28 protein-coding genes and 1 tRNA gene are annotated in these 21,702 nt (G+C 38.6%); all 29 read left to right on the forward strand.

Translation table 11 applies throughout. The features are described 5' to 3' along the window. Window positions 1-7: 7 nt before the first annotated feature. Window positions 8-961: an iron ABC transporter permease gene (locus PHC29_05515; protein ID MDD5108947.1), complete on the forward strand. Its 954-nt coding sequence runs from the start codon at window positions 8-10 to the stop codon at window positions 959-961. Further along, on the forward strand, window positions 961-1,752 hold the full coding sequence (locus PHC29_05520; protein MDD5108948.1) for an ABC transporter ATP-binding protein: 792 nt from the start codon (window positions 961-963) through the stop codon (window positions 1,750-1,752). Before PHC29_05515 ends, PHC29_05520 begins: the two co-directional genes overlap by 1 nt. Continuing rightward, on the forward strand, window positions 1,752-2,354 hold the full coding sequence (locus tag PHC29_05525; protein ID MDD5108949.1) for a histidine phosphatase family protein: 603 nt from the start codon (window positions 1,752-1,754) through the stop codon (window positions 2,352-2,354). The genes PHC29_05520 and PHC29_05525 overlap by 1 nt, the downstream gene beginning before the upstream one ends. Then, window positions 2,354-2,878 carry a bifunctional adenosylcobinamide kinase/adenosylcobinamide-phosphate guanylyltransferase gene (cobU, locus tag PHC29_05530; GenBank protein ID MDD5108950.1) on the forward strand — a complete coding sequence of 175 codons (525 nt, stop codon included), beginning with the start codon at window positions 2,354-2,356 and terminating at the stop codon, window positions 2,876-2,878. The genes PHC29_05525 and cobU overlap by 1 nt, the downstream gene beginning before the upstream one ends. Continuing rightward, a complete protein-coding gene (gene cobT / locus PHC29_05535; GenBank protein MDD5108951.1) occupies window positions 2,879-3,937 on the forward strand; it encodes a nicotinate-nucleotide--dimethylbenzimidazole phosphoribosyltransferase in 1,059 nt (352 codons plus the stop codon). Then, window positions 3,934-4,683, forward strand: a complete 750-nt coding sequence (gene cobS, locus PHC29_05540; protein MDD5108952.1) for an adenosylcobinamide-GDP ribazoletransferase — start codon at window positions 3,934-3,936, stop codon at window positions 4,681-4,683. Before cobT ends, cobS begins: the two co-directional genes overlap by 4 nt. After that, entirely contained in the window at window positions 4,676-5,350 is a 675-nt protein-coding gene (locus PHC29_05545; GenBank protein MDD5108953.1) for a diphthine--ammonia ligase, read from the forward strand. The genes cobS and PHC29_05545 overlap by 8 nt, the downstream gene beginning before the upstream one ends. Window positions 5,351-5,503: 153 nt before the next feature. Further along, entirely contained in the window at window positions 5,504-7,351 is a 1,848-nt protein-coding gene (locus PHC29_05550; protein MDD5108954.1) for a TonB-dependent receptor, read from the forward strand. A 120-nt stretch (window positions 7,352-7,471) separates the two neighbouring features. Beyond that, window positions 7,472-8,176, forward strand: a complete 705-nt coding sequence (locus PHC29_05555; protein ID MDD5108955.1) for an energy transducer TonB — start codon at window positions 7,472-7,474, stop codon at window positions 8,174-8,176. A gap of 85 nt (window positions 8,177-8,261) precedes the next feature. After that, the gene (gene rpsU, locus PHC29_05560; protein MDD5108956.1) at window positions 8,262-8,423 is read left to right on the forward strand and encodes a 30S ribosomal protein S21; all 162 of its coding nucleotides are present in this window, start codon (window positions 8,262-8,264) and stop codon (window positions 8,421-8,423) included. Between the two features lie 2 nt (window positions 8,424-8,425). Further along, a complete protein-coding gene (gene amrB / locus PHC29_05565; GenBank protein ID MDD5108957.1) occupies window positions 8,426-9,250 on the forward strand; it encodes an AmmeMemoRadiSam system protein B in 825 nt (274 codons plus the stop codon). 3 nt (window positions 9,251-9,253) lie between these two features. Then, window positions 9,254-9,643, forward strand: a complete 390-nt coding sequence (locus tag PHC29_05570; GenBank protein MDD5108958.1) for a DUF1844 domain-containing protein — start codon at window positions 9,254-9,256, stop codon at window positions 9,641-9,643. Next, window positions 9,640-9,792 carry a Trm112 family protein gene (locus tag PHC29_05575; protein MDD5108959.1) on the forward strand — a complete coding sequence of 51 codons (153 nt, stop codon included), beginning with the start codon at window positions 9,640-9,642 and terminating at the stop codon, window positions 9,790-9,792. The genes PHC29_05570 and PHC29_05575 overlap by 4 nt, the downstream gene beginning before the upstream one ends. Continuing rightward, complete coding sequence (gene aroQ / locus PHC29_05580; GenBank protein ID MDD5108960.1) at window positions 9,789-10,232, forward strand: type II 3-dehydroquinate dehydratase; 444 nt, start codon at window positions 9,789-9,791, stop codon at window positions 10,230-10,232. Before PHC29_05575 ends, aroQ begins: the two co-directional genes overlap by 4 nt. Beyond that, window positions 10,229-11,290 carry an aminopeptidase P family protein gene (locus PHC29_05585; GenBank protein MDD5108961.1) on the forward strand — a complete coding sequence of 354 codons (1,062 nt, stop codon included), beginning with the start codon at window positions 10,229-10,231 and terminating at the stop codon, window positions 11,288-11,290. Before aroQ ends, PHC29_05585 begins: the two co-directional genes overlap by 4 nt. Further along, on the forward strand, window positions 11,271-11,837 hold the full coding sequence (gene efp / locus PHC29_05590) for an elongation factor P (GenBank protein ID MDD5108962.1): 567 nt from the start codon (window positions 11,271-11,273) through the stop codon (window positions 11,835-11,837). Before PHC29_05585 ends, efp begins: the two co-directional genes overlap by 20 nt. Before the next feature lie 148 nt (window positions 11,838-11,985). After that, on the forward strand, window positions 11,986-12,441 hold the full coding sequence (accB, locus tag PHC29_05595) for an acetyl-CoA carboxylase biotin carboxyl carrier protein (GenBank protein ID MDD5108963.1): 456 nt from the start codon (window positions 11,986-11,988) through the stop codon (window positions 12,439-12,441). Between the two features lie 10 nt (window positions 12,442-12,451). Next, window positions 12,452-13,813, forward strand: coding sequence for an acetyl-CoA carboxylase biotin carboxylase subunit (gene accC, locus PHC29_05600; GenBank protein MDD5108964.1), 1,362 nt, complete (start codon window positions 12,452-12,454; stop codon window positions 13,811-13,813). Beyond that, window positions 13,814-14,173 (forward strand): Asp23/Gls24 family envelope stress response protein, encoded by a 360-nt coding sequence (locus PHC29_05605; protein MDD5108965.1) that lies wholly within the window; start codon window positions 13,814-13,816, stop codon window positions 14,171-14,173. After that, complete coding sequence (gene amaP / locus PHC29_05610) at window positions 14,170-14,778, forward strand: alkaline shock response membrane anchor protein AmaP (GenBank protein MDD5108966.1); 609 nt, start codon at window positions 14,170-14,172, stop codon at window positions 14,776-14,778. The genes PHC29_05605 and amaP overlap by 4 nt, the downstream gene beginning before the upstream one ends. Before the next feature lie 112 nt (window positions 14,779-14,890). Next, complete coding sequence (locus PHC29_05615; protein ID MDD5108967.1) at window positions 14,891-15,922, forward strand: 6-phosphofructokinase; 1,032 nt, start codon at window positions 14,891-14,893, stop codon at window positions 15,920-15,922. A gap of 78 nt (window positions 15,923-16,000) precedes the next feature. After that, window positions 16,001-16,579, forward strand: a complete 579-nt coding sequence (locus PHC29_05620; GenBank protein MDD5108968.1) for a D-sedoheptulose 7-phosphate isomerase — start codon at window positions 16,001-16,003, stop codon at window positions 16,577-16,579. Next, complete coding sequence (gene rfaE2 / locus PHC29_05625; GenBank protein MDD5108969.1) at window positions 16,561-17,049, forward strand: D-glycero-beta-D-manno-heptose 1-phosphate adenylyltransferase; 489 nt, start codon at window positions 16,561-16,563, stop codon at window positions 17,047-17,049. Before PHC29_05620 ends, rfaE2 begins: the two co-directional genes overlap by 19 nt. Beyond that, window positions 17,015-17,467 carry a thiamine-phosphate pyrophosphorylase gene (locus PHC29_05630; protein ID MDD5108970.1) on the forward strand — a complete coding sequence of 151 codons (453 nt, stop codon included), beginning with the start codon at window positions 17,015-17,017 and terminating at the stop codon, window positions 17,465-17,467. Before rfaE2 ends, PHC29_05630 begins: the two co-directional genes overlap by 35 nt. Continuing rightward, the gene (thiE, locus tag PHC29_05635; GenBank protein ID MDD5108971.1) at window positions 17,412-18,050 is read left to right on the forward strand and encodes a thiamine phosphate synthase; all 639 of its coding nucleotides are present in this window, start codon (window positions 17,412-17,414) and stop codon (window positions 18,048-18,050) included. The genes PHC29_05630 and thiE overlap by 56 nt, the downstream gene beginning before the upstream one ends. Next, complete coding sequence (gene thiC / locus PHC29_05640; protein ID MDD5108972.1) at window positions 18,047-19,336, forward strand: phosphomethylpyrimidine synthase ThiC; 1,290 nt, start codon at window positions 18,047-18,049, stop codon at window positions 19,334-19,336. The genes thiE and thiC overlap by 4 nt, the downstream gene beginning before the upstream one ends. Window positions 19,337-19,340: 4 nt before the next feature. Next, a tRNA-Gly gene (locus PHC29_05645) sits at window positions 19,341-19,411 on the forward strand. Between the two features lie 27 nt (window positions 19,412-19,438). Then, on the forward strand, window positions 19,439-20,098 hold the full coding sequence (locus tag PHC29_05650) for a LysM peptidoglycan-binding domain-containing M23 family metallopeptidase (protein ID MDD5108973.1): 660 nt from the start codon (window positions 19,439-19,441) through the stop codon (window positions 20,096-20,098). After that, window positions 20,095-21,690, forward strand: a complete 1,596-nt coding sequence (locus tag PHC29_05655) for an AAA family ATPase (GenBank protein ID MDD5108974.1) — start codon at window positions 20,095-20,097, stop codon at window positions 21,688-21,690. The genes PHC29_05650 and PHC29_05655 overlap by 4 nt, the downstream gene beginning before the upstream one ends. Window positions 21,691-21,702 lie beyond the last annotated feature (12 nt).

Raw genomic sequence — 21,702 nt, forward strand, 5'->3', positions numbered from 1 at the left:
GATAATTATGCGCCTTGGAAGAAAACTTTTAATTTTATTTTTACTACTCTGTGTGGCTGTAATTCTGGGCCTGATAAAAGGTGCGGTAAACATTCCATTGCCCGATCTTTTATCCAAAGGTAACCAAACGATTATTAATTTACGTTTATTACGGATTGTTGCGGCAATTTTTGTGGGAAGTGGTCTGGCGGTGTCTGGAATAGCGCTTCAGGCAATATTAAGGAATCCACTAGCTGAACCATATTTATTGGGTACTTCAAGCGGCGCGGGCCTAGCGGCGCTTAGTGCTATGATATTGGGAGTTTCTAGGATTTATATGCCTTTGGCAGCATTTCTGGGTGCAGGTCTGAGTATTATCATTGTTTATAATCTATCCCGTGAAAGAGGTATGATTGTGGATAAAACTCTGATTCTTTCCGGTGTCATTATCTCTGTTGCTTTTTCTTCGGTAATAGTATTTCTTGTATCGTTGTTTGGGGATAAAGCAATGCATGAGATGAACTGGTGGTTGTGGGGAAGCCTGCAGGTTTTTGATTATAAGCTTTTACTTTTGGTTGCATTTCCAGTGGTATTGGGGATATGTGTGATTTATCTGTTTGCTCAGGATCTTAACGCCATTAGCATGGGAGAAGAGGATGCAAGGCATTTGGGTATAGAGGTACAGAATATAAAGAAGGTGCTTATTTTTATTACTGCTTTGATTACTGCTAGCCTTATTTGTATCTGCGGGATAATTGGGTTTGTCGGTTTGATTGTGCCGCACATGATGCGCCTGGTTGTTGGCCCGAACCACAAAGTTTTAATCCCGGTGACGTGTCTGGCTGCTTCGGTCTTTATGGTTGCCTGTGACCTTTTAGCGCGTACACTTTTTGCGCCTGTTGAAATTCCTATTGGTGTACTTACGGCAATAATCGGGACGCCGGTATTTATCATACTTTTGAAAAAAGGGAAGAGGATTTAATGCCTGCTCTGCTGAAAATAAATAATTTAGTCGGTGGCTATTATAAAGAAGATATTATCAAGGGATTGACTCTGAATGTAAATCAAGGCGATTTTCTGGTAATTATCGGGCCCAATGGTTCAGGGAAAACTACGCTTTTACGCCTGGTAACGCGGGTGCTTAATTTAAAAGCCGGAGAGATTCTTTATAAAGATGAAAATATAGCGCGGATGGATTTAAAAGAATTTTGTCGAAGAATAGCTTTTGTATCTGGGGATATCTCAACAGATTTCTCTTTTACGGTTATGGAACTAGTTTTAATGGGCAGAATTCCTCATTTAAAAAGGCTGCAATTTGAAACTAAAAAAGATATTGAGATTGCTATTAGTAAGCTTGCCCTCACTGATACCCTGAGCCTAAAAGACAAGCATATCGATGAATTAAGTGCTGGTGAGCGCCAGAGAGTGGTTATAGCCCGCGCCTTAGCTCAGGAACCACTTCTTCTGTTATTGGATGAACCGACTTCGCATTTGGATATCGGGCATCAGGTGCAGATTTTGGATTTATTAAAAAAGCTTAATCGCCGTGATAACCTTACGATTGTAATGATTTTACATGATTTAAATTTAGCCAGCGCCTATGCTAATCGTATTGCTTTACTAGACAAGGGTATTGTTTTTAAGCAGGGTTCTGCGCAGGAAGTTTTAACCTATCAGAATATCGAAGCGGTGTATAAAACAATCGTTTTAGTTAATGATAATCCCCTTACCGGTAAGCCAAATGTGGTTTTGGTTCCGGGAGATAATCAATAATGACAAGGCTTTTTTTAATCCGCCATGGGATAACCGTTTGGAATAAGCAGGGCCGTTACTGTGGGTGTAAGGATGTGTCTTTAAGCAGCCAAGGGAAGATCCAGGTTGCTAAATTACGCATGAGTCTTGGAAGTTTAAGATTTGATAAAATTTACTGTAGCGATAGGAAACGCGCGCTCCAGAGCAGGTCAATACTCTTTGGAAGGCATAAATTTACCAAGATGAAGGGTTTAAGAGAGATTAATTTTGGCGTACTCGAAGGGTTAAAGCATGATGAAATTATGAAAAAATACTCCGAGGTTTATAAAAACTGGTTAACTAATCCTTATAAGGCTCGGATTCCTAGGGCAGAACCTATGCAGATTTTTAAAAAAAGGGTGGTGGGTACTATAAAGAAGATATTTAAAATTAATTCCGGAAAAACTATTGCCGCGGTTTGTCACGGTGGGGTAATCGGTGCATTCGTAAGTAATATATTAAAGAAGGATCGTGAATTTTGGCGTTATGTACCCGCCTCTTCAAGTATTACAGTTGTGGAGTATAAGGACAAGAAATTTAAGCTGAGTAAATTTTATCACAAAAAATATCTTTCTAGTAAATAATGAATAAAATAACTTTAATTTTAGGAGGAGCACGTAGTGGAAAAAGTTCCTATGCTTTGACTCTTGCTAAAAGATATAAAAAAGTTGCCTTTATTGCTACTTGCCAGGGGCAAGATAAAGAAATGCGTCAACGTATCAAGTTGCATAAAGAAGCCAGGCCTAAGCATTGGGATACTTTTGAGGAGCCCAGAAATTTAAAAAAAGTAATAGAAGGGATAAATAATAAATTTGAATGTATTTTAATTGATTGCCTAACTCTTTTAGTTTCTAATTTTATCTTAGCTGGAGAGAAGGAGCCAAAAATTTTTAAGGAGCTTGATGAATTATTGTCTATTTTAGTTAAAAAAAGAGTAAAAATAATAATAGTTTCTAATGAAGTTGGTCTGGGGTTGGTTCCCGTAAATAAATTAGGAAGAGATTTTCGTGATATCGCAGGAAAAGTAAATCAATTTGTCGCAGCAAAGGCCAAGGAGGTAATTTTTATGGTCTCCGGAATACCTTTAAAGATAAAAGGAGGCAACTAATTGGAAAGGATAAAAAAGATAATCGGTGAAATCTCTGAGGTCGATATCTTGATGATGAAGAAAACTCAAGAAAGATTAGATAGTTTGACCAAGCCTTTAGGAAGCCTAGGCAGATTGGAAGAATTAGCAAAACAAATCTGTGGAATTACCGGAAAAGATAATCCCTTGCTAGAAAAGAAGGTTATTTTTACCTTGGCTGCAGATCATGGTGTTACTGATGAGGGGGTAAGTGCTTATCCTCGGGAGGTAACTGCTCAGATGGTTTACAATTTTTTAAATGGTGGGGCAGGAATAAATGTTTTAGCAAGGCATGTTAATGCACGGGTAGTGGTCGCAGATTTTGGAGTTGTTGTGGATCTAAAAGCCAACCAGAAATTGAAGATTAAGAAGATAAATTACGGAACAAAAAATATGGCAAAGGGTCCGGCAATGACTAGGGATGAGGCTATAAAAGCCATTTGCGCGGGGATTGAAATACTTAAAGAAGAGCTTAAGTTTGGGGTTAATATTATTGGAACCGGGGAGATGGGCATTGGTAATACTACTGCTGCCAGCGCAATCGCTGCCTGTTTTACTAAAAGAGAAGTTGAAGAGGTAGTTGGAAGAGGGGCAGGTTTAGATAATAGAGGACTAAAAAATAAGATAGAGGTGATTAAAAAGTCTCTTTCTATTAATAAACCTAATTCGTCCGATCCTATTGATGTTTTATCTAAAATAGGAGGATTTGAAATCGCCGGCCTTGTAGGGGTTATTCTGGCGGCTTCTGCCAATAAGATTCCTGTAGTTATTGATGGATTTATATCCGCAGCCAGTGCTTTGGTTGCTTTTAAAATTGAGCCTAAAGTAAAAAATTATATGATCGCCGCGCATAATTCTGTAGAAAAGGGCCATAAAATTATTTTAGAGCATATCGGTTTAAGACCCCTAATGGATTTGGATTTACGGCTTGGTGAAGGCACAGGAGGGGCATTGGGTATTGGTTTGGCTGATGCAGCAGTTAAGATCCTTACGCAAATGGCTACTTTTAAGAATGCTAATGTATCGGAGAAAAAGGAATGAGTAGTTTTTTATTGGCAATGCAATTTCTAACCATTCTGCCTCTAGAGATTAAAAAATTTAACCAGGTTAAAATAGCCAAGTCCCTAATCTACTTTCCGGTTGTCGGCTTATTTTTAGGATTAATACTTACTGGTATAAACATGTTATTAACGGCTTTGGGTATTTTTCCGTTGACCGTAAACATAATCCTGGTTGTGGTTTTAATTATTCTTACCGGAGGAATGCATTTAGATGGGTTAAGTGATACAGCAGATGCGTTTTTAAGTGGTAAAGAGAAAGAAGAAATGCTTACGATTATGCGGGATTCGCATACCGGAGTAATGGGCGTTTTGAGCTTGATAAGTATTATACTTCTTAAGACCGGTTTGCTCCTGTCTGTGAGTGTTGTGCTGAAACCAGCAGCTTTAATATTGATGTGTGTTTTAGGTAGGTGGTCTGCTGTTTTTTGTATGTATTTATTTCCTTACGCGCGCCAGGAAGGCAAGGCAAAATTATTTATAGAAGGGATTAACTTAAAAATCTTTATTATTTCTTCAATAGTCGTCATTATCTGCGTATCTGTAGTTTTGAGCATAGCGGGATTGGCTATTTTATTAACTATATCCGGTTGTATTTATTTAATTGGAAAATCTATTTGTAAAAAGATCGAAGGAATAACCGGTGATACGCTGGGAGCTCTAATTGAATTGACAGAAGTTGCTACTTTATTAATTTTGTGTTTTGTTCAAGGGGTGATCAATGGATAAGCAAAAGGCAATAGCATCCTGGAGCGGAGGTAAAGACAGCTGTTTGGCTTGTTATAAGGCAATACAGCAGGGGTATGATGTAAAGCTGCTTTTAAATTTTGTCTCACGGGAATCAAAGCGCGGATGTTTTCATGGGATTGAGGGAAGGTTGCTTAAGCATCAGGCGGATTTAATCGGGATTCCTTTGGCGCAAAAAGAAGTTAGCCCGGATATGGAAAAATATGAGGAGGAATTTAAAGCTGCGGTAACCCAGCTGCGGGGCAAAGATATCGGTTCGATGGTGTTCGGGGATATATATTTATTAGAGCATGAAAGTTGGATTGAACGGGTATGTAAAGATTTGAATATTAATGCATTAGAGCCACTTTGGAATAATCCTACAGAAAATATTATCGATGATTTTTTAAAAGCAGGATTTAAAGCAGTTATTGTTAGCTGTAAGGCAGATGTAATGGGCAAGGAATATCTTGGCCGTTATATTGATAGAAGCCTGGTTGAAGAACTTAAGAATAAAGGAATTTGTCCCTGTGGGGAGAAAGGAGAATTTCATACTTTAGTGGTTGATGGGCCGATATTCAGCAAGCCCATTGAAATATTAGAAGCAGAACCTGTAATTAAGGAAAGTTTTTGGAAACATTGGTTTTTAGATATTAAAAAATACGGTTAAAATTTCTAAGGATACAAAACCGGATAGGTGAAGGAAGTCTTGGTAAAATTCCAGGCGCTGTTGCGCAACGGTAAACACCTGATATTTTAAGGAGTAGCCCGGTCGATCACCTGTTGGCAGGTAAGTACTCTCGCAGAAAGAGAAAGGATTGTAATGAAAAAAAATATAAAGAATCTAGTTGTTTCGGCAATATTGTTTTTTGTCTTATCGGGTGTTGCCAGTGCAGGCGATATTGAATTAGATAAAATCGTAGTTACCCCTTCTAGAGTAGAAGAATCTTCAGGAGATACCGGCCGCACAGTTGATGTAGTTACCTCGGCAAATATAGAAAAAAGCGGAACACAAGATTTAGCCGGGGCTCTTACCGATTTAACCTCTGTTAATATAAGTACCTATGGAGGGTCAAATGCAACAAAATCAATAAGAATGCGCGGCTCTACCGCGGCTCAAGTTTTAGTTTTGATGGATGGCAGGCCGCTGAATAACCCCAGGGATGGTGAAGTAGATTTGTCAACTATACCTTTAGATAATATAAGCAGAGTTGAGGTTATGCATGGGCCTGGCTCAAGCTTATATGGTAGCTCGGCAATGGGGGGAGTGGTTAATATTATTACCAAAAGTCCTCCTAAGCAAGGCCAGAAGGTTGAGGCATATTCGAGTTTTGGCACTGCGCGGACTTATGTTGAGCGCCTGTTATACGGGGCAAATATCTCAAAGTTTTCCTACCTTATTAGCGGGGGATATCAAAGTTCCCAAGGTTTTAGGGAGAATTCCGAACTAAATGCTAAAGATTGTAATCTTAAATTAGGATATGACCTTAACAACGAAAATAATTTAATTTTGAATTCTGGTTTTTATAAAAGTAAAGTAGGCGCGCCAGGGTCAATAAGTTTTTTTGATCCAGATGATAAACAGAATACGCTGAAGCGTTTTTTTGATTTTAGTTGGAATTTTAAGCCGGATGAGCAGACGGGGTTCTTGGCTAAGGCTTATCAGAATTATGACAGGTTGGAATTTATGGAAAATGGCGCCCAGCAGATATGGGAGGTCGCCAACCAGAAAGATATTCACGCTACTACTGTAAGAGGGGTTGATTTACAATTTGATAAACAATTATTAGACAAATATAGATTGGTTTGCGGATTTAGTAATGTAAAAAATATGAATGATAGCACGACAAGCGCAAAACATGAATATAGTGTAATTTCCGGTTACCTGGAAAATCACTTGGATTTATTAGATAAGAAGTTAAATGTTGATTTGAGCGTTCGTCTGGATGATTACTCTAATCTGGATACTGAAATTAATCCTAGCTTCAGCATGCTTTATAGCTTTAATGATAGTTTAAAATTTCACGGTTTAATTAGTCGATCTTTTCGTGCGCCTACATTTAATGATTTATATTGGCCTAATGACGGAATGAGCGTGGGCAATCCTAAATTAAAACCGGAAAAAGGGATTACTGAAGAGTTAGGGGCTGAAGCAATAATTAATAAGTATATTACCTCAGGCCTGACTTATTATCGTAGTGAATATAAACAGCTTATACAGTGGTCTATTACTGATAGTGGTTTATATCAGCCTCAAAATATCAGCTCCGCTGTAATTGATGGAATAGAACTTGCAAATAAAATATCAATTTCGGATAATTTCGATTTAAATCTTGATTATACATATCTGATGGCCAGAGATGAGAAAACTCATAAGTATCTTGTTTATCAACCAGCGAATAAGGTTGATTCTTCTTTAAAATTCCATGATCTTAACGGGTTAACGATGGAATTAAGAGCTCAATTTACCGGGCAGAGATTTGCTGATGCTGATAATAATAGCAAGGTTAAGGATTTTTTTGTTCTTGGGTTTAGCGTATCCAAGAAATTTAAGCCGGGACTTACTTGTTTTGCGGCGATAGATAACCTTTTAAATCGTAAATATCAGGTTATTCAGGGCTATCCTATGCCGGGTTTTTCTTTTACAGGCGGTCTAAAAGCCGAATTCTAGTAAAAAAAAGGGGAATGTGCCAGAAAAGGCGACCATTAGTAGGGGGTGTTCCCTAAGAGGATGTTTCCCTTAAGTTAGGCTTGTCTTGAAAGATTAATCTGAGTGTGTTAAAATCTTTCTATGCCATCCAATCAAATTTTACGTTTTACTTTCGCTGTGTCTATGATTGCGCACAGTGCAATTATTTTTCATAGCCCGAACCTTAATCCTTTTTCTCCTGCTCCAAAAAAGCAGGAAATAGAAGTACGTTATATTAAAGAAAAGCTGCAGGTTAAACCGTTGAATAAAGCTTTGTCAAAAACAGCCCTACAAGGGCAGTCTTTTAAGTCGGATCCTTTTCTAAGACTCGATAACCAGATTATTGCTGGAAACAGAGTTCCTCCACCATATATTGAACAGAGTAGTATTTATAAGAGGCAAGAAGCATCTTTGAATAAAACCTTGGTAATTCCTAAGCCAACTTTTGCCAGTCCGGATCTAATAGCGATAAAAAGAAAGATTACCTTGCCGCCAATAGAGATGGCTAAAATTGATAACCCAAGCTATATAACTTATTACCAGATTGTTAGGGAGAAGATTCGCCGGAGTGCTTATCAAAATTATACTCATAATGAGACGGGAGAAGTTTATATTTCTTTTATAATTTCCAATGATGGCTTTATCAAAGACATACGTATGATTGAAGAGAAAACTACTGTTAATGACTACTTAAGAAGTGTTGCCTTAAGAAGCGTAAGAGATGCCTCGCCTTTCCCTAATTTTCCAAAAGAATTGGATTATCCCCAGCTGTCTTTTAATATCATAATTTCCTTCGAAATGGAATAGATTTTTTAAGCTGTTATCATTGACACTTTTTTAAAATAATGGTATATTATTTACTTAAAATTACCAATGAAAGGAGATGATTATATTGACTCAGGTCGAAGTAAAAAGAGATGAATCTTTTGAATCTGCTCTGCGCCGCTTTAAGAAAAAGATTGAGCAGGAGGGGATTTTGCGGGAAGTCCGCGACCGTAAACATTACGAAAAACCCAGTGAACGCAAAAGAAAGAAAGCCAAAGCTAGAAAATAAGCATGAGTTCTCAGAGTAATCTTCGTAAGCCTGCTGTAGCCGGGCAATTTTATCCGTCAAGCGCAGAAGGCCTTAATTCAATGATCGCTTCTTTTGCGGATACGAAAACGCAGAAAAGTGATTGTTTAGGAGTAATCCTTCCTCATGCTGGATATATCTATTCCGGAAAAGTCGCTACCCAGATTATCTCTGGAATAAATATAAAAGAAAATATAGTTCTTCTGGGGCCCAATCATACAGGCCGGGGGGCTGTTTTTAGCATAATGACTCAAGGATCTTGGCAGACTCCGTTGGGTAACTTAGAGATTAATTCTAAACTTGCAAATTTATTATTGAGCAAATCCAGATTCTTGAAAAATGACTCCTTAGCGCACCAGGATGAGCATTCCTTAGAAGTTGAGCTGCCTATATTACAATATTTCAGGAGAGACTTTAAGATTGTTCCAATTGCTATGATGACTGATGATTTGTCTATGCTTAGTGAAGTGGCGGAAAGTTTAGCAGAGGTAATTAATGAGAACGATCTTAAAAATTCTACCATGTTTATTGCCAGTTCAGATATGACACATTATGAATCGCAAAAGAGCGCGCAAAGTAAAGATGCGCTGGCAATTGAAGCGATAGTTACTTTAGATGAATATAGGTTAGAATTACTTGTTAAGAAACTGAGTATTTCTATGTGTGGTTTTGCTCCGGTTGCAGTTTTAATAAAAGCAGCTAAGCTGCTCGGAGCTAAAGGGGCTAAGTTAATTAAATATCAAACTAGCGGCGATGCCACTGGTGATACAAGCAGTGTCGTAGGCTATGCCGGAATCACAATTTATTAAACTATGGATGAGATAAATAAATCAGAGAATAACGGTTTGGCTTCTGATACTCAAAATCGGAAAAAAATTGATGAAAGCTGGAAACAGGCAGTAGAAAAAGAAAAGCAGGAGCCGCAAGATAAAAAAGGTTTTGTTCCTCCTGAAGCAGATTTTAAATTTTTTATCACCACTTTGACTCTCCAGGCTTCTATTGCCCTGGGACATATGGCAAATCCATCAAGCGGTAAGGTTGAGAAAGATCCTGCTCAAGCAAAATTCCTTATTGATACATTAGCCATGTTAGAGGAGAAGACCAAAGGTAATCTTACCAAGGAAGAGATGGATCTATTAGAGAATTTACTTTACGAGCTGAGAGTAGCCTATCTTGCCAAAGAAGAGGATAAGCCTAAATGATCGATAAAGAGTTGCTTGATATTTTGGTTTGCCCTGCTTGTAAAGGGGATGTGGAATTAAAAGCAAGAAAAATAGTTTGTAAAAAATGCGGTAAAACTTATCCGGTGTCCGACGGAATCCCGATTATGTTAATTGATCAGGCACAATGATAAAGATTTTGGTTATTCACGGCCCTAATCTTGATCTTCTTGGGAGGAGGGAACCGGCAATTTACGGCCACATAACTTTAGCCAAGATCAATCAGATGCTCAAAATCGAGGCTAAGAAAAATAAAGTTACTTTGGTAATCAAGCAATCTAATCATGAAGGCGCTATCGTAGATTTAATTGGTAAGGCTAAAAAAAATAAATTCCAAGGTATTTTGATTAATCCGGCTGCTTACACCCATACAAGCGTTGCTGTCCGCGATGCTATAGCTGGTTGTGGATTGAACGCGGTGGAGGTGCATCTTTCCAATATTTATTCCCGCGAGGAGTTTAGGCATAAGTCACTGATTAGCCCTGTAGCAAGCGGTACCATTCTGGGGTTTGGCGCCAAAAGCTATTTACTGGGCTTGGCCGCTCTTCTTGACTTAATCAATAAAAAATGAATTATCGTTTGAGAAGTATATATCCTGTGTTAAAGCAGAGAAACCTTGATGCTTTATTAGTGACTTGCCCGGCTAATATATCATATTTGGCGCAAGCGCAAAGCCGGGATTCCTATCTTTTGGTTTCTCCAAAAGAAAATATCTATTTTACTGATTCCCGTTATACTGAAGAAGCAAAGATTTTTTTAAAAGGCCAGGCTACTCTTAAAGAGTGTAATGGCCGCGTTTTCTGGCACATTGCTCAATCAATTCTTGATTTGAAGTTAGAGAGGGTAGGTTTTGAGGAAAGGAATTTGCCATTTGCGGAGTTTAACAGGATTAAGGAGTATGCAGTAGGAAGTTTCAATCTGATTCCTACGCATAGCATAGTAGAAGATAAAAGGGTTGTTAAAGACCCCCAAGAAATCATGAGGATCAAAAAAGCTACCAGTATAACTGCTTTAGCTTTGGAATATATCGGACAATTTATTGTTCCAGGAATAAAAGAGATAGAGATTGTAGCTGAATTTGAACGTTTCATAAGGTATCAGGGTGCTGGTGGCCCTGCATTTGATATAATCGTGGCCAGCGGGCCAAATTCAAGCCGTCCACATCATATATCTGGAGAAAGAAAGCTTAAAAATAATGAACCCGTGCTTATTGACCTGGGAGTTGATTATCAGGGCTATAAATCTGACTTGACAAGGGTTTTCTTTTTGGGTAAAATAAATATTCTTGTGCGGAAGGTTTACGACATTGTTCTTACTGCTCAAGAATTAGCTATAAAAAGAATTCGGCCCGGAGCAGAAATGGCTCAAATTGATAGAGTTGCGCGTTCTTACATAGCTAAAAAAGGTTATCGTAAGTATTTTACCCATAATTTAGGGCATGGTTTTGGTATTGAGGTACATGAAGATCCGCGGATTTCAGGTAACGAAACCAGCGCACTTAAGCCGGGGATGATTTTTACGGTGGAACCGGGGATCTATTTACCTGGAAAATTCGGAATAAGAATCGAAGATATGGTTTTAATAACAAGAAAAGGATGCGAGGTGTTAAGTGGCTCTATCAATAAATGAAATTAAATCAGGGGTAACTATTTTAGTCGATGGTGATGTCTACGTTTGCCTTGACGCTCAGCATGTCAAGCCCGGTAAGGGGGCAGCTTTTGTGCGAGCGCGCCTGCGTAATATGAAAAATAATAATATCCAGGAGAAAACCTTCCGCGGAGATGATAAGATAGAACAGGCTTTTATTGAGGAACGAAAGTTGCAATATCAATATTCAAGCGGTGGGATGTTCCATTTTATGGATACTGAAAATTTTGAAGAGATTGCTATTTCGCAAGAGAGTGTTGGAGATAATGCCAAACTCCTGAAGGATAATCTTGAGATTCAGGGTTATTTTTATAAAGGCCAGACCTTATCCATTACTTTGCCCAATTTTATTGAATTCAATATTATCGAAACTGAGCCGGGTATAAAAGGCGATTCATCAAAGAGTGGGACAAAACCTGCTACTGTTGATACCGGCACAACTATCCAGGTTCCTTTATTTATTAATGTAGGAGACAAGATCAAAGTAGACACGCGAACCGGTGGCACCTATGTTGAGAGGATTAATTGAGTTTAAACTCTAAATAAGCTCTAAGCCATAAGCGATAAGCTGTAAGCTTACAGCTTAAAACTTACAACTTAAAGCTTTTGTTTTGAAGTTTTGAGTTTTAGTGTTTTAGAATTTAAGGATTATTAACAAATAAGAAAGAAGGTGTGGGGTGAACATTAAAGAGATCAAAGAAATGATTAATTTAATGAATGAGAATAGCCTTGCTGAATTGGAGGTAGAGAAGGATGGTATGCGTATCCGCCTTAAAAAAACAGCCAGCGGTTTTGAGGGTTTCGAAGGCCCGGTTCTTTTACAGGGACAAGGTGTAGCTAATCAGCCTAAGGTTGGGGGAATACAGGAGCCCATAGAGAAGAATGAAATTAAAACAGTTGAGATTAAATCTCCTATGGTGGGCACATTCTACCGGGCACCAAATCCTGAAGCCCCTGCTTATGTAGAGGTTGGACAGAATATCGAACCGGGCCAGGTAATTTGTATTATTGAAGCGATGAAATTAATGAATGAGATAAAATCAGAGATTAAAGGCAAGATTCTTGAGATACTAGTGGATAACGCTGAGCCGGTAGAATTTGGCCAGCCTTTATTTCTTATCGAGCCACTTTAGTCAATAAACGATGTTTTCTAAGATTCTCATTGCTAACCGAGGCGAAATCGCCTTAAGAATAATCCGCGCCTGTCATGAGATAGGTATTCGTACTGTAGCTGTTTATTCTCAGGCGGACCGCAATAGCCTGCATGTGCGTTTTGCCGATGAGGCAATTTGCATCGGCCAGGCGTCTTCCACTAATAGTTATTTAAATATCCCCGCCATTATCAGTGCAGCTGAAATCACCGATGTCGAAGCAATACATCCTGGGTATGGGTTTTTAGCTGAAAATGCTCATTTTGCTGAAATATGTCAATCCTGTAAAATTACATTTATCGGGCCAACTCCTGAGAATATGCGCCTTATGGGTGATAAGATGGCTGCCCGCACCACAATGCAAAAGGCGGGGTTACCAATAGTTCCTGGAAGCCGGGAAGTTATTAAAAATAAGGAAGAGGCGCTTAAAACTGCCAAGTCAATTGGTTATCCTATAATTATCAAAGCGGCAGCCGGTGGCGGTGGCAAGGGTATGCGTATTTGCCACAATGATTTAACTTTAGTTTCCAGTTTATTAACTGCTCAGACCGAAGCAGAAGCAAATTTTGGTAATTCCAGCGTTTACATTGAAAAATATATTGAAAGGCCGCGCCATATTGAAGTGCAGATAATTGCTGATGCTTCAGGCCATATTGTACAGTTAGGGGAAAGAGATTGTAGTATTCAGAGGAGGCATCAGAAATTACTCGAAGAATCCCCATCGCCTGCAGTAGATAGTAAGATGCGCCGTAAATTAGGTGAATTGGTTTTAAAAGGGATGAAATCAATTGGTTATGTTAGTTGTGGAACGATTGAGTTTTTGCTTGATGAAAAAACCGGCAATTTTTATTTTATGGAGATGAACACGCGGATTCAGGTAGAGCATCCGGTTACCGAAATGGTTTGTGGTATAGATTTGATTAAAGAGCAGATCCGGGTTGCTGCCGGAGAGAAACTTAAATTCACCCAGGAAAGTATTCAGCTTAAAGGAGCGGCAATTGAATGCCGCATTAATGCTGAGGATCCAGATAATAATTTTATGCCTTGTCCCGGAAAGATTGAAACCTTAGTTCTTCCTGGAGGGCCGAATGTCCGCGTAGATACACATATTTACGCCGGATATGAAATACCTCCTTATTATGATTCTTTGGTGGCTAAACTTATTGTTTATGGCACTAACCGTCAGGAAGCGATCAAGACTATGCGCCGGGCTCTAAGTGAATTTTATATTGCTCCTATTAAAACCACCGCGCCATTTCATCTTAAACTAATGGATAACCCTTTGTTTCGAAGGGGTGATATCTCTACACATTTTGTACAAGATTTATTAGTAAGCGAAGGGAAGCCAGAATAGATGAACCGTGATGAATCAAGGAATGATTTAGGAGTTGTTAAGATTCATAAAAATGTAATTTCATCCATCTCTTCTATTGCCGCTACGGAGATTGAAGGGGTCAAGCGGGTAGCCAGTAATTTAAAAAACGGTTTGCTTAAGGTTATTGGACAGAAATTCTCTTCGGCGATAAAAGTAGATATCTCTAAGAATGAAGAGGTAAAAGTTGAAATTCCTTTAATTATTAAATATGGTTATAATATTCCGGATGTTGCCTGCCGTGTGCAAGAAAATGTCCGTGCGGCACTAGAAAAGATGAGCAATCTTTCCGTAAAAGATATTAATATAAATGTGCGGGGCATAGAAAGGGGCGAGCAATGAGATTTTTTACCGTATTAGGGATTATATTTTATGCTGCGGTGATTATTATCATCGGGGTGGCTCTGATTGTTTTTTCATTAAACCTGTTACTACCTCAAGATATCAATAGCCTGCTTGTTTTTGCTCAAAGCAGCCAAAATTCTCGTATATTTATCGGCCTAAGCGGATTGCTTTTAATATTAATCAGTATATCATTCGCCCAGATTATCTTGGGAAAGTTCCAGAGGGAAAAAACAATTGCTTTTGCCACAAGCAGCGGGCAGGTAACCATTTCTCTTTCGGCAGTTGAGGATTTGATCCGCAGGATAGCCGGAATAATTCCTGAAGTAAGAGAATTAAGGCCAAATGTTGTGGCAAACAAAAAAGGTATTCTTGTGGATATGCGCGTAGTGTTACGATCTGAGGCCAATATTCCTGAGCTTACATCACGCCTGCAGGATATAACCAAATCTAAAATTCAGGAGGTCTTGGGCCTTGAAGAGCAGATTATTATTAGGATTCATGTGGCTAAAATTGTTCATGACGAAAAAGATAATCGTAAGAAAAAAGATTTTGAGAAAGAAGATTATTCAACAATGCCGTTTAGTGGTTATGGTAGAGCATAGTTAAATGAATCGATCCGCCACTGAAACGTTGGCGGATTCAATTCCGGCAAACAACTTATGGATTTCTAAGGAACTCCATAAGTTGTGCCGTCATTGAAGGAGGATATTGAAAATGGTAAGGATTGGTATTTTAACAGGTGGTGGTGATTGTCCAGGTTTAAATCCGGTCATCCGGGCGGTAGTACGTAAAGCATTACTGGAGGGTTATGAAATTGTAGGCATCAAAAATGGCTGGAAGGGGTTGGTTGAGAATGATACCATGCCTTTAAATATAAATACTGTTTCAGGTATTTTACCTAAAGGCGGGACAATTTTGGGGACTAGCCGCACTAATCCATATAAAAAAGAGGGTGACCTGCAAAAAGTTAAGGATAACTTTAAGAAAATGGGATTAGATGCTTTGGTTGCTGTAGGCGGCGAAGATACTCTTGGTGTTGCCTCTAAATTAGTTAAGGATGGTTTAAGTAATATTGTGGGAGTTCCTAAAACTATAGACAATGATTTGTCAGCTACTGATTATACATTTGGTTTTGATACTGCTTTAAATGTGGCTACTGAATGTATTGACCGCCTGCATACTACCGCAGAAAGCCACCACCGTATTATGGTTGCCGAAGTTATGGGCAGGCATGCAGGATGGATTGCGCTTGAAGCAGGAATCGCCGGAGGGGCAGATGTAATTTTAATTCCTGAAATCCCTATTGATATGGATGAGGTTTGTAATGTAATTAAAAAGAGGCATGAAAGAGGCAAGAGCTTTAGTATTATAGTAGTTTCCGAAGGCGCTCAGTTTAAGGGCGGCGATATGGTTCTTCAGGAGAAAAAGCTTGATGCGTTTGGGCATGTTAGGCTAGGAGGTATTGGCGAGGAGTTAGCAGCTCAGATTGAGAAGAGAACCGGTTATGAAACCAGAGTGAGCGTCTTGGGGCATATACAAAGAGGGGGTTCACCTACTGCTTTTGACCGTGTCTTAGGTACACGTTTAGGGGTAAAAGCAGTGGAGTTGATTAAAAACAAGAAATTCGGAAAGATGGTAGCTTTGTCCGGGATTAAGATTATTGATGTACCCTTAGAAGATGCAGTGAAAGCTTTAAAAACGGTTGATATGGAGCTTTATGATATTGCTAGGGTATTTTTTGGGTAGGAAAGCGTAAAATATAAACCTATCACCCAGCGCTAAGTGGAATTGCCGCTGGTGTGCCCTTGTGGGTAAGGAGAAAAAATGCTGGAGAGGATAAAAGATATACTCTTGGAGAGTATTCAGGTTAAAGAAGAGATTTTACGAAATCAGATTTCTTCGATCATGCAGATTGCGGTGTTAATGATTGATTGCCTGAAGAAAGACGGTAAAGTAATTGTGTTTGGCAATGGCGGTTCAGCTAGTGACAGCCAGCATATTGCTGCTGAACTTGTCGGCCGTTTTAAGAAGGATCGCTCAGCCTTAGCCGGCATTGCTTTGACTACTAATACCTCTATACTTACTTCTTTGGCTAATGATTATGGGTATGATGTAGTTTTTTCCCGCCAGGTTGAAGCTTTGGGAAAGAAAAATGATGTAGTTTTAGGAATATCAACTAGCGGAAGAGCAAAAAATGTAGCTTTAGGAATTAAGCAAGCCAAGAAGATGGGAATTAAAACCGTGGCTCTAAGCGGAGGGGATGGAGGGGATATTGTAAAATTAGCAGATGTATCTTTGGTGGTTCCCTCTAAAGTAACCGCCAGGATTCAGGAAGCACACATTACCATCGCCCATATAATATGCGAAATGATCGAGCAGGAACTTTGCCAGGAACAAAAATAAATTCGCTTTCTGCCCTCAAGCGTAAAATAAGTGGTCTCAAACGTAAAGGCAAGCGTATAGTTTTTACTAACGGTTGTTTCGATATCTTACATTTTGGCCATATCAAATACCTTCAGGATGCCAAGAATAAAGGTGACTATTTGGTTGTAGCAGTAAATAGCGATTCCTCCATTAAAAAAATAAAAGCGAAAAATCGTCCGGTAATCGGCCAAAATGATCGTTTAAAGACAATTGCGGCATTGGCAAGTGTTGATTTTGTGGTTTTATTTAACGAGGATAATCCATTGAAATTAATCAAGGCGCTTAAGCCGGATATTCTGATTAAAGGTGCGGACTGGGATAAGAGTAAAATTGTGGGTGCGGATTTTGTAGACAGTTACGGTGGAAAGGTTCTTACCGTTAATTTAGTTAAGGGACGCTCAACTAGTGCGTTAATTGAAAAAATTGTCAGGAATTTCTCAAAAAAATAATATTAATCGTATTATTGATGCAAATTTAAACCGGGTAAAGGAAGGACTGCGCGTTTGCGAAGAGATAACCCGTTTTATTTTGGATAATCATAAATTTACCCTGCTCTTTAAGAACCTTAGGCATCGGATTGATGGGGTAGCTGGGAAAATCTATCCTGTTTCGGCATTGCTTACTCAGCGTAATAGCAAGAAAGATGTCGGAAGATTTAATTCTTGCGGGGAACTAGCGCGCGCCAACTGCAAAGATATTTTTTGGGCTAATATCCAAAGGATTAAAGAATCATTACGCGTGCTGGAAGAGTTTAGCAAATTAGTGGATAGAAAGGCGGCTTTGGATTTTAAGCAGCTGCGGTATAAAGTTTATGAAATCGAGAAAGCATCTTTTAAAGAAATCTCAGCTTTATCTGATTCTAGATAAGCCGACCCTTGGAAGGCGTTCTTTAGAAAATATATATTCTGCAGCTTGGGCAGGTAAAATTGGTTTAATCCAGCTAAGGGATAAGCAGGGCATTAAATCGGATGTATTAGATTTAGCGATTAAGCTTTCAAGGTGTTTAAGCCGGAGTAAAACGCTCTTTATAGTTAATGATTATATTGATATAGCTGTTGCTTCTGGTGCAGACGGACTTCATCTGGGGCAGGATGATTTACCTGTAAAGGAGGCTAGAAAGATATTGGGGCAGGATAAGATTATCGGAATATCTTGTCATAATCTGGCTCAGGCCTTGAAAGCTCAAAGAGAAGGAGCAAATTACATTGGAATTGGCCCAGTATATTCAACTGCTACTAAACCTGAATATAAGCCGATAGGTTTAAGAGTTTTGCAACAGCTAAAAGATAAAATAAAAATTCCTTATTTTGCAATTGGCGATATTCATTTAGGTAATATTGGTGAGGTTATTGCTGCTGGAGCCAGGCGTATCGCGGTTTGCCGGGCAATTTTAAAAGCAAATAACCCAAAAATGGCAGCAGATGAATTTTATAAAAAATTGAATAAATGACTCAATTAGATTTTGCCAAGAAAAATATCATTACCCCGCTTATGCGCAAAGTTGCCTCTTTTGAAGGGGTAAGTTCTGCTAAGCTTATACGCCTTATGGCTAAAGGCAAAGTAGTCATACCGCTAAATATAAATCATAAGATAAAAAAACCTTGTGCTGTGGGTAGCACTCTTTCTACTAAGGTTAATGCCAATATTGGTACCTCTACCGATGAATCCCGCATTTCTGAAGAAATTAAAAAATTAAAAATTGCCATAAAACATGGCGCAGATGCTGTTATGGATCTAAGCGTGGGAGGGGATCTTACGAAGGTAAGGAAAGAGGTTCTAAAGTATTCTAGTATCCCAGTTGGCACTGTTCCGGTTTACGAAATAACAGTCAGGGCCCAGGAAAAGAATAAAAATTTTCTTCAATTCGATGCCGATGATCTTTTAGCTGTGTTGGATGAACAAGCTAAACAAGGAGTCGATTTTTTTACCATACATAGCGGAGTAACGCAAAGAAACTTAAAAATTTTGGAGAAACAGAAAAGGTTAATGGGGGTAGTTTCGCGTGGTGGTGCAATTATTGCCAGTTGGATAAAATATCACAAGAAAGAGAATCCTTTTTTCACGCATTTTGAACAGATTTTGGATATTGCTTATAGATATGATGTGACTTTAAGTTTGGGAGATGGGTTAAGGCCAGGTTCCATTTTAGATGCTACGGATAAGGCTCAGATAGCAGAGTTAAAAATCTTAGGGGAATTGGCAAAGCGTGCTTGGAATAGAGGTGTTCAGGTAATGATTGAAGGCCCGGGACATGTGCCTCTGGACCAAATAGAAAAAAATATTGCTTTAGAGAAAAAATACTGTAATGGAGCGCCTTTTTATGTATTAGGGCCTTTGGTTACTGATGTTGCCCCGGGATATGATCATATTACATCTGCAATCGGAGGAGCGTTGGCGGCAAGCTATGGAGCAGATTTCCTTTGTTACGTAACTCCTGCTGAGCATTTGCGCCATCCCTCAGAAAGCGATGTGCGTGAAGGTGTAGTTGCCAGCCGCATCGCTGCTCATGCCGGCGATTTGATTAAGCGAAAAAAAATTGCCATAGAATGGGATAGAAATATATCGATTGCCCGAAGAGCGCGCGACTGGAAAAAACAAATTGAGTTATCCATTAATCCTGAAAAGGCTCGTGAGTATCGATTAAGCAGCAAACCTAAGCTTTCTAAGGTGTGTACGATGTGTGGGAAGTATTGTTCTATCAAATTAATGGATGATTGCGTATCTACCGATAGATAGATGTGCGGGTGTAATTCAGTGGTAGAATGGCAGCTTCCCAAGCTGCATATGGCGGTTCGATTCCGCTCACCCGCTTATAGATTGGAGATTCAGTAGATTAATATGAGAAACATTATTTTTTTATTGATAATTTTATTTGTTGCCGGATGTTCAACGGTACCTCCTTATACGGGGCCGGTTATACCTGTCTCTACTCAAGCGGTTGCAGGGTTCCACCATCGTGTAGAAGCAGGCCAGACTCTTTGGAGGATATCCAGGCTTTATAATGTAGATATAGATGAAATCTTACAGGCAAATCATATCCCAGAAGAGGCAAAGATCGAGATAGGCCAATTACTTTTAATTCCCAATCGTAATAAGCCTCAAAATTTTGCTGTGAAATCCTCCGGGGATGATTTTATCTGGCCGCTTAAGGGCAGAGTAATTTCGGGTTTTGGCCTTAATTACCGTAATTTGATGAATAAAGGTATTAATATTCAGGCCTCAGTGGGATCTGGAGTTTTTGCTACTCGTTCCGGGAGGGTAGTTTTCTATGCTGCTAATTTCGGTAATTTTGGTAAAACGATAATTATTGACCATGGGGATGGGCTGCGCAGTGTTTATTCTAGAGTTTCACAAGTTTATGTGCAATTAGGTGAGATGGTGCAAAGTGGCTCTATGATCGGCAGCGTTGGAACCAGCACAAGAGATAAGAACAGTTATTTACATTTTGAAATACGCAAAGGAGCTCTTCCTCAGAATCCGTTATTCTATTTACCATGATAAAGAATAGATTTTTTGACCGAAAAAATTATATTCAGATATTAGAGAAACGCGTCAGTAGCCTAAAGGAAGGGTATCGGCAGAATATTGCTATTATTGGTGAAGAGAATGTTGGCAAAACCAGCATTGTTACTAAATTCTTAGCCAACTTTTATGACCCCAGGATTATTACAGTTTTTCTTGAAGTGCGTCCTGAATCTCTGGATGGTTTTGTCAGGAGATTTATCGGTGCGCTACTTTATAATTTTCTTTTAAATAGTTCCCTGCCTTTAAAAGAAGATTTGGATTATCTGATATTAAAATCTGCTAAGTATATACCTAATACTGTAGAAAAGATAAATTTTATACTTAAAGAATTAGCGCGAAAGAAAAAGTTAAATATTATTAATGAACTTTTTAGCCTTCCTGAATCAATTAATCAGGAAACGGGTAAATTTACGGTTTTGTTCCTGGATGAATTCCATAATCTTGAGAATATCGGAGTTAAAAATTTATATCGGGATTGGAGCAAGCTGCTTATTCTGCAGAAAAACACGCTTTATTGTATTACAAGTTCAATGATTTTTAAAGCCAGGGCCGTTCTTTCTAAACAACTTTCTTTGTTATTTGGGAATTTTGAAATTGTAGCTATCGAACCTTTTGATATACATACAAGTTCACGTTATCTTGATCAGTACCTGCCATTTCTGAAATTAGATCCGGGTTTAAAAAATTTTATCATTAATTTTACCGGAGGCTATCCACTGTATCTTGAGTTAATAGCGGATGCATTATCAAAGCGGGATATCCCTACTGACCTACCGGATGTTTTAGAAGATTTATTGTTTAACTCCTCTGGTATCCTTAACATGAGATTCTCTAATTATATCAAACGATTTTCGGATGGACCGGCCAGTAATGATTATATCTCTATATTTTATTTGATAGCCAGCGGTAGGAACCGCATTAAAGATATTGCCCATATTTTACATAAACAAAAAAAAGAACTTTCTGTCAGAATAAATCATCTTCTAGAATTAGATGCTATCATAAGATGCGGCGATTTTCTTAAAGTAAGTGACCGCCTATTTGCTTATTGGATACGTTTTGTATATCAAGAGAAATTATATTCGTTATCATTTGACGCAAAAAACCAAAAAGAGAAATTCCATGATAGTATTACTGAACTTATCCTTGAGTTCTCTAAGCAGGCTGCTAATCCATTGATCAACCGCGTTTCTGAGTTATTGCAGTTATTTGAAGATGATCTTATGCAAATTGAACGTAAAAAAATCAGGCTTAACCATTTTCGTGAAATAAAGCCCCTGATATTTAATCATCGTTATTTAAAAGACGGCCTATTAGGCCGTTCAACTGAGGCTCTTTGGATTATGGCAATTAAAAATGAAGCGCTTACTGAGGCTGATATTACTGAGTTTGCTAAGGAATGTAAGAGGTATCATCATAAATCTCAGCGTAAAATTATGGTTACATTAAAAGAGGTTGATCCGAATGCCCGTTTGAGAGCGCTAGAAGAAAAAATTTGGACATGGGATTTAAATAGCTTAAATCAGATTTTGGATTTATTTTCAAAACCCCGCGTAATCGCATAAAAAGGAGTATTG

The organism is Candidatus Omnitrophota bacterium, assembly GCA_028712255.1.
Classification (GTDB): domain Bacteria; phylum Omnitrophota; class Gorgyraeia; order Gygaellales; family Profunditerraquicolaceae; genus UBA6249.